This window comes from Paracoccus sp. S4493, assembly GCF_000967735.1.
Taxonomy (GTDB): domain Bacteria; phylum Pseudomonadota; class Alphaproteobacteria; order Rhodobacterales; family Rhodobacteraceae; genus Paracoccus; species Paracoccus marcusii.
This window is the reverse complement of record NZ_JXYF01000018.1, coordinates 14,075-30,561: the sequence shown is the minus strand read 5'-3', so window position 1 is coordinate 30,561 and position 16,487 is coordinate 14,075. Positions and strand designations below refer to the sequence as shown.

Annotated in this window: 13 protein-coding genes; 5 read left to right on the top strand and 8 right to left on the bottom strand. The window is 67.6% G+C overall.

The window, feature by feature from the left end:
* The first annotated feature begins 157 nt into the window (after positions 1–157).
* The 3 genes from TW83_RS03815 (at position 158) to TW83_RS03805 (ending at position 3,958) form a co-directional block, all read left to right on the top strand.
* Complete coding sequence (locus TW83_RS03815) at positions 158–1,861, top strand: peptide ABC transporter substrate-binding protein (RefSeq protein ID WP_045981445.1); 1,704 nt, start codon at positions 158–160, stop codon at positions 1,859–1,861.
* Between the two features lie 116 nt (positions 1,862–1,977).
* On the top strand, positions 1,978–2,985 hold the full coding sequence (locus tag TW83_RS03810; RefSeq protein WP_045981444.1) for an ABC transporter permease: 1,008 nt from the start codon (positions 1,978–1,980) through the stop codon (positions 2,983–2,985).
* The gene (locus tag TW83_RS03805) at positions 2,978–3,958 is read left to right on the top strand and encodes an ABC transporter permease (RefSeq protein ID WP_045981443.1); all 981 of its coding nucleotides are present in this window, start codon (positions 2,978–2,980) and stop codon (positions 3,956–3,958) included. The genes TW83_RS03810 and TW83_RS03805 overlap by 8 nt, the downstream gene beginning before the upstream one ends.
* 36 nt (positions 3,959–3,994) lie before the next feature.
* Here the strand turns inward: TW83_RS03805 and TW83_RS03800 are convergent, their stop codons facing one another.
* From TW83_RS03800 to TW83_RS03785, 4 genes are read right to left on the bottom strand one after another with little or no spacing between them, the layout of a single operon-like run.
* Positions 3,995–6,328 carry an aldehyde dehydrogenase family protein gene (locus TW83_RS03800; RefSeq protein ID WP_045981467.1) on the bottom strand — a complete coding sequence of 778 codons (2,334 nt, stop codon included), beginning with the start codon at positions 6,326–6,328 and terminating at the stop codon, positions 3,995–3,997.
* A gap of 7 nt (positions 6,329–6,335) precedes the next feature.
* Positions 6,336–7,274: a deoxyribose-phosphate aldolase gene (gene deoC / locus TW83_RS03795; RefSeq protein ID WP_045981442.1), complete on the bottom strand. Its 939-nt coding sequence runs from the start codon at positions 7,272–7,274 to the stop codon at positions 6,336–6,338.
* On the bottom strand, positions 7,271–7,828 hold the full coding sequence (locus tag TW83_RS03790; RefSeq protein WP_046001470.1) for a DUF1523 family protein: 558 nt from the start codon (positions 7,826–7,828) through the stop codon (positions 7,271–7,273). The genes deoC and TW83_RS03790 overlap by 4 nt, the downstream gene beginning before the upstream one ends.
* A gap of 8 nt (positions 7,829–7,836) precedes the next feature.
* Positions 7,837–8,145: a hypothetical protein gene (locus TW83_RS03785; protein WP_052714614.1), complete on the bottom strand. Its 309-nt coding sequence runs from the start codon at positions 8,143–8,145 to the stop codon at positions 7,837–7,839.
* A 105-nt stretch (positions 8,146–8,250) separates the two neighbouring features.
* Between TW83_RS03785 and TW83_RS03780 the strand changes: the two genes are divergently transcribed.
* Both TW83_RS03780 and TW83_RS03775 read left to right on the top strand, forming a co-directional pair.
* On the top strand, positions 8,251–9,183 hold the full coding sequence (locus TW83_RS03780) for a cation transporter (RefSeq protein ID WP_204245713.1): 933 nt from the start codon (positions 8,251–8,253) through the stop codon (positions 9,181–9,183).
* Positions 9,184–9,191: 8 nt separating this feature from the next.
* Positions 9,192–10,010: an EcsC family protein gene (locus TW83_RS03775; RefSeq protein WP_157020510.1), complete on the top strand. Its 819-nt coding sequence runs from the start codon at positions 9,192–9,194 to the stop codon at positions 10,008–10,010.
* Here the strand turns inward: TW83_RS03775 and TW83_RS03770 are convergent.
* From TW83_RS03770 to TW83_RS03755, 4 genes are all read right to left on the bottom strand, one after another.
* Positions 9,974–12,340: a UvrD-helicase domain-containing protein gene (locus tag TW83_RS03770; RefSeq protein ID WP_045981440.1), complete on the bottom strand. Its 2,367-nt coding sequence runs from the start codon at positions 12,338–12,340 to the stop codon at positions 9,974–9,976. The two genes, TW83_RS03775 and TW83_RS03770, sit on opposite strands and share 37 nt — an antisense overlap.
* Before the next feature lie 137 nt (positions 12,341–12,477).
* On the bottom strand, positions 12,478–13,440 hold the full coding sequence (folE2, locus tag TW83_RS03765) for a GTP cyclohydrolase FolE2 (RefSeq protein WP_045981439.1): 963 nt from the start codon (positions 13,438–13,440) through the stop codon (positions 12,478–12,480).
* Positions 13,441–13,536: 96 nt separating this feature from the next.
* Positions 13,537–14,739: an O-succinylhomoserine sulfhydrylase gene (metZ, locus tag TW83_RS03760; protein ID WP_045981438.1), complete on the bottom strand. Its 1,203-nt coding sequence runs from the start codon at positions 14,737–14,739 to the stop codon at positions 13,537–13,539.
* 403 nt (positions 14,740–15,142) lie between these two features.
* On the bottom strand, positions 15,143–16,468 hold the full coding sequence (locus TW83_RS03755; protein WP_045981437.1) for a sigma-54 dependent transcriptional regulator: 1,326 nt from the start codon (positions 16,466–16,468) through the stop codon (positions 15,143–15,145).
* Positions 16,469–16,487: the final 19 nt, after the last annotated feature.

Below are 16,487 nucleotides of genomic sequence, written 5' to 3'. Positions count from 1 at the left end.
GCGCAGGCTTCGTTCGATGATGCGCGCATTCCGCAGGGACGATGACAACACGAACAACCACCCGGACAATCGGGGACGCGACAAGACGATCAGCCCCCGAATGGCTGAAGGTGGCGTGGAACCCCCCGCGGGCCGCAACACCCAACAGGAGAGTGTAATGAAACTGAGAACCGGTCTGATGGGCGCCGCCGCCACGCTGGCGATGGCCCCTGCCGCTTTCGCGGAACGCGGCAGCGACGGCCAGCTGAACATCATCATGTGGCAGGCCCCGACCCTGATGCACCCCTATCTGTCGGGCGGCACCAAGGAAGTCATCGCCGGCAGCCTGGTCCTTGAACCGCTGGCGGGCTACGACACCGAAGGCCAGATCTATGCGCGCCTGGTGACCGAGATCCCGTCGCTGGAGAACGGCGGCATCGCCGAGGACCTGACCTCGGTCACCTGGAAGCTGCGCGACGACGTGAAATGGTCGGACGGCACGCCGCTGACCGCCGATGACGTCGTCTTCACCGCCGAATACTGCATGGACCCCGAGGGTGGCTGCGCGCAGCTGGCCAAGTTCGAGGGCATCACCGCGGTCGAGGCGGTCGATCCGCAGACCGTCAAGGTCACCTTCGATTCGCCGCGCGCCGACCCGTTCTCGGCCTTCGTCGGATCGCAGTCGCCGATCCTGCAGAAGGCGCAGTTCGAGGCCTGCAAGGGCGTGAACGCGCCGACCTGCACCGACCAGAACTTCGGCCCGATCGGCACCGGCCCGTTCCGCGTCACCCAGTTCCTGACCAACGACACGATCAGCCTCGAGGCGAACCCGGAATACCGCGACCCGGCCAAGCCCGCCTTCGCGACCGTGCTGGTCAAGGGCGGCGGCGATGCGGCCGGTGCGGCGCGCGCCGTGATGGAGACGGGCGAGTTCGACTATGCCTGGAACACCCAGCTGGCCCCCGACGTCATCGCCGGCATGGAGGCCGCGGGCCGCGGCAAGGTCTCGGCTGCCTTCGGCACGCTGGTGGAACGCATCCACGTCAACCTGACCGACCCGTCGTCGTCGCTGCCCGAGGGCGAGCGTTCGACCGCCGCGCATCCGCATCCGTTCCTGTCGGACCCGGCGGTGCGCAAGGCGCTGTCCATGGCCATCGACCGCGCCCTGCTGGTCGAGATCGGCTATGGCACGTCGGGCCAGCCGACCTGCAACTATGTCCCCGCCCCCGAGGCCTGGGCGTCCGACAACACCGAATGCCTGACCCAGGACATCGCCGGTGCGAACGCGCTGCTGGACGAGGCAGGCTGGACGATGGGCGGCAACGGCGTGCGTGAGAAGGACGGCGTGCAGCTGAACATGGTCTTCCAGACCTCGGTCAACGCGGTCCGCCAGGACTTCCAGGCGCTGATCAAGCAGTGGTGGTCGGAAATCGGCGTCCAGACCGAACTGAAGACGGTCGACGCGTCGGTGTTCTTCGGCTCGGATGCGGGTTCGCCCGACACGCTGCAGAAGTTCTATGCCGACGTCGAGATGTATGCCGACAACTTCGACGGCAACAACCCGGCGCCCTACCTGTCCAAGTGGACCTGCGACAAGGCGCCCTCGCCCGCCAACCAGTGGCAGGGCGAGAACATCAGCCGCTTCTGCGACCCGGAATACGACCGCATGGTCGACGAGATCGAAGGCATCGTCGATGCCGACGAACGCGCCGCCATGGGCCGGACGATGAACGACATGCTGACCAAGGACAGCAACGCGATCATCCCGCTGGTCTATCGCGGCACGGCCTCGGCGCATTCGAACACGCTTGGCGGCGTGCAGCTGAACGCCTGGGACAGCGAGATCTGGAACGTCGCGGACTGGACCCGCGTCGAACAGTAATGCATCCTGCCGCCCTGGCCCTGCGCCGGGGCGGCGCCCCTCTCTCAGGGGCCCGCGGGCGCGCGGGACCGTGACGGGGGGACACAGATGCCCAGAAACCACCGGATCGAGGCACCATGCTGAGTTTCACCATCCGCCGGCTGCTGCTGGCCATTCCGACATTGCTGTTCATCTCGCTGGTGATCTTCCTGCTGCTGGAAGCCTCGCCCGGCGACCCCTTGGGCGACGTGCCCCTGACCGTGCCCCCGGAGGTCCGCGAACGCATGCGCGCGGCCTTGGGCCTGGGCGAGCCCTGGCCGGTCCGCTATCTGCTGTGGCTGAAGCAGTTCTTCTGGGTCGAGCCGCTGTACTGGACCGACCAGTGGTTCGGCACGAACTTCAGCGACGGCGCCCAGCGCATCATCAGCTTCCAGTCGCGCAGCCCCGTCTTCGACGTGATCGCCCAGCGCGTGCCGCAGACCCTGACCGTGGTCGGCATGTCCTATCTGGTGGGCATCCTGATCGCGATCCCCATCGGGATCATCTCGGCCTACAAGCAGTACAGCTGGTTCGACCAGATCGGCACCTTCGTGTCGATGATCGGGTTCTCGATGCCCACCTTCTTCACCGGCGTCGTGCTGATCATCATCTTCGCGGTGAACCTGCAGTGGTTCCCGTCGGTCTATGACACCACGCTGCAGGTCGACGACTGGGCCAGCTTCAAGCAGCAGGCCCGCCAGATGGTGATGCCCGTGACGGTGCTGGCGCTTTACAATGCGGCGCAGATCAGCCGCTTCATGCGCTCGTCCATGCTGGACAACCTGGGCCAGGACTATGTCCGCACCGCCCGAGCCAAGGGCCTGTCCGAACGCGTCGTCGTGTTGAAGCACGTCTTGCGCAACAGCCTGATCCCGGTCGTGACCGTGATCGCGCTTGGCCTGCCGGCGGTGTTCGGCGGCGCCATCATCACCGAACAGGTGTTCAAGGTGAACGGGCTGGGACAGCTGCTGATCACCTCGATCCACGGCAACGACATCCCGATGGTCCTGACGCTGACCTTCATCTTTGCCATCCTGATCGTCGTCTTCACCCTGATCGCAGACATCCTCTATGGGGTGCTGGACCCGAGGATCCGCTATGACTGACCCCAAATCCCCCGACGACCTGCGCGCCGCCGCAGGCAACGCCGCCGTCCCCGCCGCCGCCAGCCCCCCGGTCGTGCCCCCCCAGGGCGCGGTCGAGACCCGCAGCCAGTGGTCCGACGTCTGGCGCCAGTTCCGCAGCCACCGCGGCGCGATGGTGGCGCTGGTGCTGTTCGTGGCGATCATCCTGTTCGTGTCCGTCGGACCGCTGATCTGGACGATCGACCCGACCTATGTGGACATCCGCGCCCGCAACTCGGGCTTCTCCGCGGCCCATCCCCTGGGCACCGATCAGCTGGGCCGCGACCTGCTGGCGCGCCTGATGGCGGGCGGCCAGGTGTCCATCGCCGTCGGCCTGACCGCGATGATCATCGCGATCTTCCTGGGCAGCCTGATCGGCGTGATGTCGGGCTATTTCCGCCGGCTGGACGCACCGCTGATGCGCCTGACAGAGCTGTTCCTGGCGCTGCCGCTGCTGCCCTTGCTGCTGCTGATGGTGACGCTGTTCCGCGAGCCGCTGTCACAGACCTTCGGCCCGGCGCTTGGCATCTTTTTCCTGATCGTGACCGCCATCGGCGCGACCAGCTGGATGCAGGCCGCCCGCATCGTGCGCGGCGAGGTGCTGGGCCTGAAGGAACGCGAGTTCATCCTGGCCGCGCGGTCCATCGGCACGCCGTCGCACCGGATGATCACGCGCCACATCCTGCCCAACGTGCTGTCGCCGATCATGGTGGCCGCGACCCTGGGCATTGCCACCGCGATCATCACCGAAAGCGCGCTGTCCTTCCTGGGCTTGGGCTTTCCGCCCGACTTCCCGACCTGGGGACGGCTGCTGTTCGACGCCGTGGACCAGATGGTGCTGTATCCGTGGCGGGTGATCTTTCCCGGCTTGCTGATCTCGCTGACGGTGCTGTGCGTGAACTATATCGGCGACGGGCTGCGCGACGCCATGGACCCCCGCATCCGGGGGCGCTGACGGAAAAGGGGGGCCAAGCGGCCCCCCTTCTTCGTTTCAATAGGCCGCGCTGCCGCTGCCCGCAGGCAGGGCGCCATAGGGCAGCCAGATCGTCTTGGACCGCGTCGCATGGTGCAGGAACGCCTCGCCCTGCGCGTGGACGCCGGTCCAGTCGCGGGCGGGCACGGCCCAGACCGGCTTCAGGTTCCCCGCCGCCGCCCGGTCCACCGCCGCCAGACCTGCCGCAGGTCCCGCGTGCCAGAAGCCCGCGACCTCCTCATGGGCAGCCAAGGGCACGGCCAGATCGGCGGTGACCCCGGTCACGATGTTCACCACGCCCGCGGGCAGGTCCGAGGTATCGAACACCTGGTACAGGTCCGTCACCGCCAGCGGATCGTCCTGCGCGGGGATCGCCACGACCGCGTTGCCCATGGCGATGGCGGGCAGCACCAGCGACAGGAACCCCGCCAGCGGCTGTGCATTCGGGCAGGCGATGCCGATGACGCCCATCGGTTCGGGGATCACGTTGACCAGATGGCCCGGTTTGGCCTGCACGGTCGTACCGTCGAACTTGTCGGCCCAGGCGGCATAGTGGAAGGCGCGCGCGATGGCGGCATCGACCTCGGCCCGGCTGGTGCGGGCGGCGAATTCCGCGGCCCGCGCCGACAGGTTCTCGGCAATGTAATAGAGGACCTGCGCGCGGGCATGGCCGCCCGCCGCCGCCCATTTCCCCGCCTTCGTCGCGGCCTCGACGGCGTTTCGGATGTCCTTGCGGCTGCCCAGGGGGGCCAGCCCGCCCGGCACCGCATACATCGCGCCGCCATCGGGCCGCTTCTGCGCGCCGCCGTAATAGAGCTTGGCCGTGCGGTCGATGCCCTGCTGCGGCGCGGCCCCGTCCGTCACCGCGACGGCGGCCTTGGGGGCGACCTCGCGCGCGGGCTTTATCGGCGGTTCGGCCAGATAGTCGCGCATCCCCGCGGCCCCGCCCTCGCGCCCGTAACCGCTTTCGCGATAGCCGCCGAAGGGGGCTGCGGCGTCGAACATGTTGGCGCCGTTGATCCAGATCACCCCGGCCTTGATGCGCGCGGCGATGTCGGTGGCGACCGTCGCGCTTTCCGACCAGACCGATCCGGCCAGGCCATAGCGGGTGTTGTTGGCCAGCTCGACCGCCTCATCCGCGGTGCGGAAGGTCGACAGCGTGGCGATGGGGCCGAGGATCTCCTGCTCCATGCCGGGATTGGCGGGGGCGATGTTCTTCAGGTATCCGGGCGCGATAAAGCAGCCTTCCTGCGCCTGCCCGCCGACCAGTTCCGCCCCGGCATCTGTCGCGGCGCGGCAGATCGACAGGATGCGGTCCTTTTGTACCGGATCGACGATGGCGCCGATATCGGTGGACTTATCCAGCGGCGCGCCCACGCGCAGCCGCGCCATGCGGGCCGACAGCAGCGTTTCGAACCGCTCCGCCACGGATTCCGCCACCATGATGCGCGACCCCGCGCAGCAGACCTGGCCCTGGTTGAACCAGATGCTGTCCACGACGCCCTCGACGGCGGCGTCCAGATCGGCGTCCTCCATCACCATGAAGGGCGACTTGCCGCCCAGTTCCAGCGTCAGCTTGCGCCCGGTCCCGGCCAAGGCGGTGGCGATGCCGCGCCCGACCTCGGTCGATCCGGTGAAGGCGATCTTGTCGACCTCGGCCGCGACCAGGGCCGCGCCCGTTGCCCCGTCGCCGGTCACGATGTTCACGATGCCCGCGGGCAGGCCGACCTCCTGGCAGATCTCGGCGAAGGCCAGGGCGGTCAGGGGGGTGTATTCGGCGGGCTTCAGGACGACCGTGTTGCCCGCGGCCAGCGCCGGCGCGACCTTCCAAGCCAGCATCAGCAGCGGAAAGTTCCACGGGATGATCTGGCCGCAGACGCCCAGGGGGGCATGGCCCGGAAACCGCGTGTCGCGCAGTTCCGCCCAACCCGCGTGGTGATAGAAATGCCGCGCGACCAGCGGCACGTCGATGTCGCGCGCCTCGCGGATCGGCTTGCCGTTGTCCAGCGTCTCCAGGACCGACAGGAAGCGTTCGCGCTTTTGCACATGCCGGGCCAGCGCATAGAGATGCCGCGCCCGCTCGGTGCCCGACAGCGCGGCCCAGCTCTTCTGCGCGCGGCGCGCGGCCTTGACCGCCGCCGCGACGTCGTCCGCCGTTCCCTGCGTCACGCGGGCCAGAACCTCGCCGGTGGCGGGGTCGCGGGTCTCGAAGGTGTCGCCCGGCTTGGTGAAGCTGCCGTTGATGAAATGGCCGAACGTCCCGCGCCGGGCCAGCCAGTCGCGGACCGCGGACGCGTCCTCGGTCGAGGGGCCGTATTCCATGGTCTGCATGATCTCGCTCACTTTGGTCATCGGATCCTCAGGCAATCGCTTGGCGGTGGGCGGCAGCATAGCGGCCCGTCACGTGGTGGCTGATCTGGCGCTCGATATCGCCCAGCAGGCTGGAGGCGCCGATGCGGAACAGGTCCGGGGCCAGCCAGTCGCGGCCCAGCTCCTCGTTCATCAGCACCTGCCAGCTGATCGCGTCCTTGGCGGTGCGCAGGCCGCCCGCGGGCTTGAACCCGACCTTGATGCCGGTGCGGGCATGAAAGTCGCGGATGGTGCGAACCATGACCAGGCTGACCGGCAGGGTCGCGTTCACGCCCTCCTTGCCGGTCGAGGTCTTGATCCAGTCAGACCCGGCCTGCATCGCCACATGGCTGGCCTTAGCGACATTCTCCAGCGACTTTAGGTCGCCGGTGGCCAGGATCGCCTTCATCCGCGCCGCGCCGCAGGCCTCGCGCATGGCGCGCAATTCGTCATACAGCGCCGCCCAGTTGCCCTGCAGCACATGGGCGCGGGTAATGACGATGTCGATCTCATCGGCGCCCTGATCCACGGCATAGCGGATCTCGGCCAGGCGCAGGTCCAGGGGCATCAGGCCTGCGGGAAAGCCAGTCGCCACGCTGGCGACGGGGATGCCGCTGTTGCCCAGGGCGCGCTTGGCGGGCGCGACCATCGTCGGATAGACGCAGACCGCGCCGGTGGTCAGCCCGGTCACGCCCACGGCCTCCAGCAGATCGGCGGCGATCGGCTGGCGCGCCTTGGCGCACAGACGGGCGACCCGGTCGGGCGTGTCATCGCCCGCCAGCGTGGTCAGGTCGATGCAGCGCACCGCGTTCAAAAGCCACGCGGTCTGGTGATCCTTCTTCAGGCTGCGGCGCGCGGGTAACGTCGCGGCGCGGCGTTCGACCGCCGGGGTGTTGATGCGGATGCCCTCGAACCAGTCGGGGTGGAGGTCGGTTCCGGGGTTGGTCATGCCGGTCTCCTTGCGCTGCGCTGACGGAACTGCGCCCACATGCGCCAGACCAGCGTCAGCAAGGCCAGCAGCACGCCACATACGATCAGCGCGGCCCAGTTGGTCGGGCGGTCGTCGGGGCCCGCCACGGTGTTGATGGAAATCGCATTGGGATAGGTCGACATCCACGGCAGGCGCCAACCATAGGCGGTCACGCTGACCCAGATCGGATCACGCGCCGAGGATTGCAGGTTCGTGGCCTCGGCCTGCAGGTTCGCGCTGTCGTACTTGAAATAGGGTGGCCAGACCCAGCCAGTATCCTCGTTACGATAGACGAAGACGCGCCCGCCGGGCCGCACCGCGTCGATGAAGCGCACGTCGCGCTGGCCTTGGGCGTTCTCGACCGTGCCGGTGCTGTCGGATGCCCAGAAGATCGCGGCCGAGGGCGGGATCTCCGTCAGGCGGTTGTAGGTGTTGCTGATCCGCAGCGTGTTCTGGGACGGCAGGGTGTAATCCAGCAGGCCAAAGACCAGGATGCCGAACAGGACGCCTGCGACGACGCGCACATAATACATGGCAGCTCCTATTGCCAGTTGACCAGGATGACGATGACCACGACGGCCAGCGTGGGCAGCACGAAGACCAGGCCGGCCAGCCGCGCCCGCAGGGTCCGGTTGAACCCGACCATCGCCTTGGCGATGAACGCACGCCGTGCGGCAGTGTTCCCCGCCTGGTCGGGATGGCGGGCATCCCACCGGTTCTCAAGCCGTTCGACCTGTCCGGACCGGATATGCATGCGCAGCAGCACATAGAACACCACCTGCGCCGCCAGCACGAACAGCCACAGCCGGATCACCGCCACCGCAAAGCCCCCGTCATCATTGGCGACCACGTTAGCACGCCCCGCGCGGCAGGGGCCAGATGTCGCGTCGCGTCACGGCGGCGCAGCGTGCAACCCTTTGAACGCGTGCGGCGTTCGGCGGCCGAAAGGACCCCCATGACCCGCCCGATGTCCGAACAAGCCGTCCTGCGCCTGTCGATCGCCATGACCTTCGTCGTGGCGGCGGTGGGGATCGGTTTCGGCGTGGCGTCGGGGTCGGCGTCGATCATCTTCGACGGCATCTATTCGCTGACGGATGCGGTGATGACGTCGGTCGCGCTGCTGGTGTCGTCGCTGATCACCCAACGCCTGTCGGAACGCCGCCAGGCCCGGCTGGTCCAGCGGTTCACGATGGGCTTCTGGCACCTGGAGCCGATGGTCCTGGGCCTGAACGGCATCCTGCTGTCGGGGGCCGCGGTCTATGCGCTGGTGACGGCGGTGGGCAGCCTGCTGACCGGCGGCCACCCGCTGCAGTTCGGGCGGGCCATCCTCTATGCCACGGTGGTGCTGATCGTCGCCATCGGCATGGCAATCCACAACCGTCACGCCAACCGGTCGATCCGGTCGAACTTCGTGGCGCTGGACGTGCAGGGCTGGACCATCTCGGCCGCGCTGACGGGGGCGCTGCTGGCGGCCTTCGTCTTTGGCTGGGCAATCCAGGGAACGGCGCTGGCCCCCCTGTCGCCCTATGTCGATCCGGCCGTGCTGGCGCTGGTCTGCGTGATCGTGATCCCGCTGCCGGTGCCGACCATCCGCAGGGCGCTGGCCGACATCCTGCTGATCACGCCCTCCGACATGCTGGCCGAGGTCGACGCCGTGGCTGGCGACGTGGTTGCCCAACACGGCTTTCTGGACCACCGCGCCTATGTCGCCCGTGTCGGGCGCGGCCGCCAGATCGAGCTGTACTTCATCGTCCCCCAGGGCCAGCCCCCCCGCCCGCTGGAGGAATGGGACGCCATCCGCGACCAGATCGGCGAGGCCATCGGCGGCGACATCACGAACCGTTGGCTGACCATCGCGTTTACCACCGACCCGGAATGGGCCGACTGACCAGGAGCATGACCATGACCTCGACCGCGCTGACCGACCCGACTGCCGACCTGCAGGCCGAACTGGACCGCCTGGCCGCCCGCCAGCTGGCCGGGCGCGGCCTGCTGATGCGCGGGGTCGAGGCGGTGGGCCGGCTGACCGAAGGCGCGGCCACCACGGTCCTGGGCCTGTCGCCCCTGTCACTTGAGAAGGTCATGGAAAGTGCGTTCCGCCAACTGTACGACCTGTCCGCGCGCGGCGACGGGATCAGCGTGGTGCGTGACGCGCCGCTGGTCGCCAACAGGGCGGCGGCGGTGATGTCGGGAGCCACGGGCGGATGGTTCGGACTGGCGGGCATCGTGCCTGACCTGGTGGCCTCGACCACGGTCATCTTCAATTCCATCCAGAAGGTCGCGCGCAAGCATGGCTTTGACACCACCGATCCGCGGGTGCGGCTGGAATGCCTGGCGGTGTTCCAGTACGGCGAGCCGGGACAGGAAGGCGACGCGGCCGCGCAATCGTTCCTGGCGAACCGCCTGCTGACCAACGGGCAGACCGTGTCGACGCTGATCACCCGCTTTGCCGGTCAGTTCGCGACCCGCCTGACGACCAAGCTGGGCGCGCAGGCCGTTCCGGTCCTGGGCGCGGCGACGGGGGCCGCGATCAACTATGCCTTCCTTGATTACTACGAACGGGTCGCAGACATCCATTTCCGCCTGCTGCGGCTGGCAGAAAACCATCCGGGCACGGATGTCGACGCGGCCTATGCCCAGGCCCTGACCCGCGCGGGACAGCCCCGCCTGTCCCGCCGTCAGAAGGGGACGTCGTCGCCCCCGCCCGCCGGCTGAACATAGGCCGCCTTGATGTTCTTGAACCCGACCTCGAACTGGACGGTCAGCGTGTCCTCGGCGATGCCCATCACCTGACCCTCGCCGAACTTGGCGTGGGTCACGCGGTCGCCCACGGTGAATCGCGACGCGGGCGCCGCGTTGATCGTGACGGGGGTGCGATGTACCGGCTGGCCGCGATCGGCGGCCCGCGCCTGCATCCGCTTCCATCCCGGAGAGGCATAGACATCGGCCTTGGCCACCCGTTCGTCCATCCGCGTGCCGCCCGCCATCGCCATGGCCGCGCCGTATCCGCCGCCGTACAGGCCCGGCGGGGTCAGCACCTCGACATGGTCCTGGGGCAACTCGTCGATGAATCGTGACGGCAGGCTGGACTGCCACTGCCCGTACATGCGCCGGTTTCCGGCAAAGGTGATCGTGGCCAGGCGTTCGGCGCGGGTGATGCCGACATAGGCCAGCCGCCGCTCCTCCTCCAGGCCCTTGGTGCCCTGCTCGTCCATGGCGCGCTGGTTCGGGAACAGCCCGTCTTCCCAGCCCGGCAGGAAGACGACCGGAAACTCCAGCCCCTTGGCACCGTGCAGCGTCATGATGCTGACCTGTTCGGCCTGCTCTCCGTCGTCGCGGTCCATGACCAGCGACACGTGCTCCAGAAAGCCCTGAAGGTTCTCGAATTCCTCCAGTGCCTTGACCAGTTCCTTGAGGTTGTCCAGCCGTCCCGGCGCGTCGGGCGACTTGTCGTTCTGCCACATCGCGGTATAGCCCGATTCGTCCAGCACCCGCTCGGCCAGTTCCACATGGCCCACCCCGTCGCGCACCGCCATGTGCGACCGCCCGATCAGCGCCACGAAATCGCGCAGGTTCGCCAAACCCTTGCCGCCCAGCTGCTTCTCCTCCACGACGATGCGCGCACCCTCCAGCAGGTTCACGCCGTTCCGCCGCGCCGCATGCTGGACCGTCTGCAGCGCCTTGTCGCCCAAGCCGCGCTTGGGCGTGTTCACGATCCGCTCGAAGGCCAGGTCGTCGTCCGGGGACACCACCAGCCGGAAATAGGCCATCGCGTCGCGGATCTCCTGTCGCTCATAGAAGCGCGGGCCGCCGATCACCCGATAGGGCAGGCCAATGGTCATGAACCGGTCCTCGAAGGCCCGCATCTGGTGCGACGCGCGCACAAGGATCGCCATGTCGTTCAGGCTGACGCGGCCCAAGGCCTGTCGATGGCCGCCCTGAAACGCCTCGATCTCCTCGCCGATCCAGCGCGCCTCGGCCTCGCTGTCCCAATGCCCGATCAGGCGCACCGGCTCTCCGGGTTCGGCGTCGGTCCACAGCGTCTTGCCCAACCGCCCCTGGTTCGCCGCGATCAGGCCGGACGCCGCCGCCAGGATCTGCGGCGTGGACCGGTAATTCTGCTCCAGCCGGATCACCTCGGCGCCCGGAAAGTCCTTCTCGAACCGCAGGATGTTGCCAACCTCGGCCCCGCGCCACCCATAGATCGACTGGTCGTCGTCGCCCACGCAGCAGATGTTGCGATGCGCCTGCGCCAACAGCCGCAGCCACATGTACTGCGCGACGTTGGTGTCCTGATACTCGTCCACCAGGATATAGCGGAACCGGTCCTGCCATTGGCGCAACACGTCTGGATGCGCCTGGAACAGCGTCACGCAATGCATCAGCAGGTCGCCGAAATCGACCGCGTTCAGCGTCAGCAGCCGGTCCTGATAGGACGCGTACAGCTTGCCGCCATGCCCGTCAAATGCCTCACCCTCGCCCCGGGGCAGGTTGCCGGGCGTGATGCAGCGGTTCTTCCACCCGTCGATCAGATGCGCCAGCTGCCGTGCGGGCCAACGCTTCTCGTCGATGTTCTCGGCCGCGATCAGCTGCTTCAGCAGGCGGATCTGGTCGTCCGTGTCCAGAATGGTAAAGCTGGGCTTCAGGTGCAGGTTGCCGTGCCCGATCAGCTCGGCATGCCGCCGCAGAATCTTGACGCTGATGCTGTGGAAGGTGCCCAGCCAAGGCATCCCCTCCACCGCATCGCCCAGCAGGCGGCCGATCCGGTCTTTCATCTCGCGCGCAGCCTTGTTGGTGAAGGTCACGGCCAGCAACTGCCCGGGCCGCGCCTTGCCCAGCATCAGCAGATGCGCGATCCGCGTGGTCAGCGCGCGCGTCTTGCCCGTGCCTGCCCCCGCCAGCATCAGGACTGGCCCGTCCAGCGCCTCGACAGCGGCGCGCTGCGCGGCGTTCAGCCCGTCCAGATACGGCGCGGGCCGCGCGGCCATCGCGCGCTGCGACAGCGGCACCGCCGCCAGATCATCGGAATCGTTGAAATGCTCCATTCCGCCAACATAGGCATCGCCGCGCGCCAAGGAAAGCCCGACGTTCGCCCTATGTTCTCACCCGTGCCGAAATGGTGCGCCCCATCAGCAGGGGGTCCGGGGGGCGCGCAGCTCCCCCGGCCACCGCGGGACGCAGATCAGGCGCGCAACCCCGCAAAGGTCGCAGGGTCCAGCGATGCCTGGGCAAAGGTCGGCCCGCTGGTCAGCAGGCTGACCGCATCATGAGAATGCAGCGATTCCTGGTGGCTTGCCACGACACGAAAATCGCCCACCCGCGGATCGGCGATCAGCTGGCCCGCAAAGGCCCGCACCGCATCCTCGACAAAGATCGGGTTCGCCGCGTTCAGCTCGGCAAAGGCCTGCTCATCCTCGCGCTTGACCATGACCTGCGTCTCGGTCGGCACGGCGGCGCGGCAAAGCGCGATGACATCCTCGAACCAGATCCGCTCGGGGCCGTCCATCACCAGCGATATCCGCGCGACTGACCGCTGCGAATGCGGGGTGGCCAGCCGCCCGCGCGTCTGTCGGGCATGCTCGGACAGTTCTAGCGAACAGGGGCAGGTCGACGAATAGATGTAATCGACATGCATGACCCGCAGCCGCGCGCCGGCCACGTCGATCACCTCCAGCGCGATGTCGTAATATTGCCAGCCTGACAGGCCCGACCGCAGGCTGTCCACCCGCACCGGGTACGAAAACCGCATCTGGATCCGCGCATCCAGCGCGTCCAGGTCGGTCTTGTAATCGTCCAGCGCCGCCTCCAGCACCGACAGGCTGAACGCATGATCGGCGTGGCCATAGAACGACCGCATGATCCGGGACATGTTGATGCCCTTGCGGTCGGCCTCCAGACTGACGGTGCCGGTCACGCTGGTCTCCAGCGTGATCTCTCCGCCGTCGCGCACCAGATAGCGGATCGGCAGCCGAAAGTTCGAGATGCCCACATGCTGGATCGCGGTGCGCGCGCCCACGATCAGGCTGGCAGGCCCGTTCTGCAGGTCCGGCAGGCTGTCCTTGTAGGCGGGGTCCACGCGGAACTCCGCGTCATAGCTGCGCGCCAGCGCGGGATAGGCGGGGGTCAGGGGGCGGATCTCGGTCATGGTGCCTCCGGCGTGATCGCCACAGATATAGGGGGCGGCACAACAAATGTCAGCCCGCCCCTGCAGATGCGCCACGCCACGATGACGCAGCCCGGCTCAGCCCTGCAGCGCGTCCATCAGATCGGCGGTCAGGTCACGCGCGTCCTCCAACCCCACCGACAGGCGCAACAGGCCCGGCGTGATGCCAAGGCGCGCCTTGTCCTCATCGGTCAGGCGCGAATGGGTGGTGGTTGCCGGATGGGTCACGATGGATTTCGCATCGCCCAGGTTGTTCGAGATCGCGATGATCCGCAGACGATCCAGCGCGGCGAAGGCCGCCTCCTTGCCGCCCGCCAGTTCCATCGCGATCATCGTGCCGCCCGACCCCATCTGCCGCATGGCCAGGTCGTGCTGCGGATGATCGGCCAGGCCCGGATAGATCACGCGGCTCAGCGCCGGATGGCCGTGCAGCGCGGCGGCGATGCCCGCGGCGGCCTCGGCCTGGGCGCGCACGCGCAGGTCCATGGTCTGAAGCCCGTTCAGCATGATCCAGGAATGGAACGGGCTGATCGCCCCGCCGGTATGCTTCAGATAGGGCTCGGCCACCTCGCGCACGAACTGGCGCGTGCCGCAGATCACCCCGGCCAGCGCCCGCCCGCCGCCGTCGATATGCTTGGTCGCGGAATAGACGACCACATCGGCCCCCTGCTCGACCGCGCGGGAAAAGACCGGGGTCGCGAACACGTTGTCGACCACCACCGTCGCGCCCGCCGCATGGGCAAGGTCCGCGACGGCGCGGATGTCGATCACCTCCAGCGTGGGGTTTGACACGCTCTCGAAGAACACCGCCCGCGTGCCGGGCGTGATCGCCTTGGCCCATTGGTCCAGATCGGTGCCGTCGACATAGCTGACCTTGACCCCGAACCGCACCAGCAGGTCCAGCACGTACAGGCAGGACCCGAACAGCGCCCGCGCCGCGACGACGTGATCGCCCGGCTTGCACATCGCGAACATCGCGCCGTTGACGGCGGCCATGCCGCTGGCGGTGGCAAAGGCGTCCTCGGTCCCCTCCAGCGCGGCGATGCGGTCCTCGAACATGCGGCTGGTGGGGTTGCCGTAGCGGGCATAGATGAACTCGTCCGGGCCGGTGCCCTGGAACCGCGCCTCGGCCGAGGCCGCGTCGGGATAGACGAAGCCCTGGGTCAGGAAGATCGCCTCGGCCATCTCGCCATACTGGCTGCGCCGGGTGCCGTGATGGACGGCCTGGGTCCGGGGATGGGGGGTGCGGGGGGTCAACTTGTCGTCGGACGAAACGCTCATGCGGGCTGCCTTTCCGTGGTCTCCTGCGGCGTAATCCCCACAGGCATCTTTCGCAAGTCCCGCGACCCCGGGCGCGCCGAACTGTCGCCTGGCCGACAAATTGCAGGAAATGCAGATAAAGGCTTAGTTTACAGGGGGATGCTTGATCTTCCTGTCCAAATGGACAGTTGGAAACCGACGGGTCGCAAGCTATGGTTGAACCACGGTCGGGTGATGTTCACCCAAAACCGGTACGGGGCTTTCGCCCCGCTTTCACCAGTGTCCCGCAGGTGCGGGGTCGTGTCACAAGTTTCCTGAAGACGGTTCCTGCGGTCCAGTGTGTTGCTGTGACCATCGCGTGTTTATTCGGACGGCGGGACCCGGACAGTTGGGGGCGGCAGGTCGTGCCGCCCCCAATGGTCCCTTAAAGATAGTCGCCGCGTTGCAGGCCGTACTTGGCCATCTTCTCGTTCAGCGTCCGGCGCGGCAGGCACAGTTCGTCCATCACCCCGGAAATGCTGCCCTTGTGGCGGCGCATGGTGTTGTCGATCAGCATTTTCTCGAAGCTCTCGACATATTCCTTCAGCGGCTTGCCCTCGGTGGTGGTGGCCTGCTGGTTGTCCTCGCCATCCGCCATCAGCAGCGACGCGATCGACCCCGACCCGCGGCGGTTTTGCAAGACGGCGCGTTCGGCCACGTTGATCAGTTGGCGGATGTTGCCCGGCCAGGGCGCCTGCAGCAGCTGCGCGGCCTCCTGCGCGCTGACCTGAGGCGGCTCGCAGCCGTATTCCTCGCTGAACTGCTCGGTCATGCGGGTGAACAGCGCCAGGATGTCCTCGCCCCGCGCGCGCAGCGGCGGCAGGGTGATCTTCAGCGCCGACAGGCGATAGAACAGGTCAGGGCGCAGCGAATCCTCGGCCTTGCGGCCCTCGCCACGAGCGTTGCTGATGGCGATGATGCGCGTCTCGGCAGGTGTGCCCTGCTCGCTGATGAACGCCAGCAGGCGGGCCTGCAGCGCCTCGGACAGGGCCTCGACATCCTCCAGGCAAAGCGTGCCGGCGCGGGCCTCCTCGACGGCGGGCAGCCCGTCCTCGATGGGGCCGAACAGGCGCGATGCCAGGGCCTCGTCGTTGTAGGCCGCGCAGCTGACCGGCACGAACTTCTTGGACGCGCGTGGCCCGACCGCATGCAGCGCATGGGCGACCAGCGTCTTTCCAGTGCCGGTCTCGCCGTCGATCAGCACGTGGCCGTCGGCCTGGCCCAGGTCCAGGATGTCCTCGCGCAGGCGCTCCATCACCGGGCTGGCGCCGATAAGCTTGGACATGACCTGCTGGCCTTCCGACAGGTCGCGGCGCAGGGCGCGGTTGTCCAGGGTCATGCGCCGGGCCTGCGTGGCCTTCTTGGCCAGCTGGGTCATGCGGTCTGGGTTGAAGGGCTTCTCCATGAAATCCATCGCGCCAAGGCGCATCGCCTCGACCGCCATGGGCACGTCGCCATGGCCGGTGATCATGATGACGGGCAGGTTCGAATCCAGGCCCATCAGGCGTTTCAGAAAGGCCATGCCGTCCATGCCGGGCATGCGGATGTCGCTGACGACGATGCCGGGCCAGTCGGACCCGATGACCTTCAGCGCGTCCTCGGCGCTGGCAAAGGTCTCGGTCTCGAAGCCCGACAGGACCAGCCACTGGCTGATCGATTCGCGCATGTCGGGTTCGTCATCCACGATGGCGATCTTCAGCTTGCGGGACATTCTTGTCATCCTCTCGTGT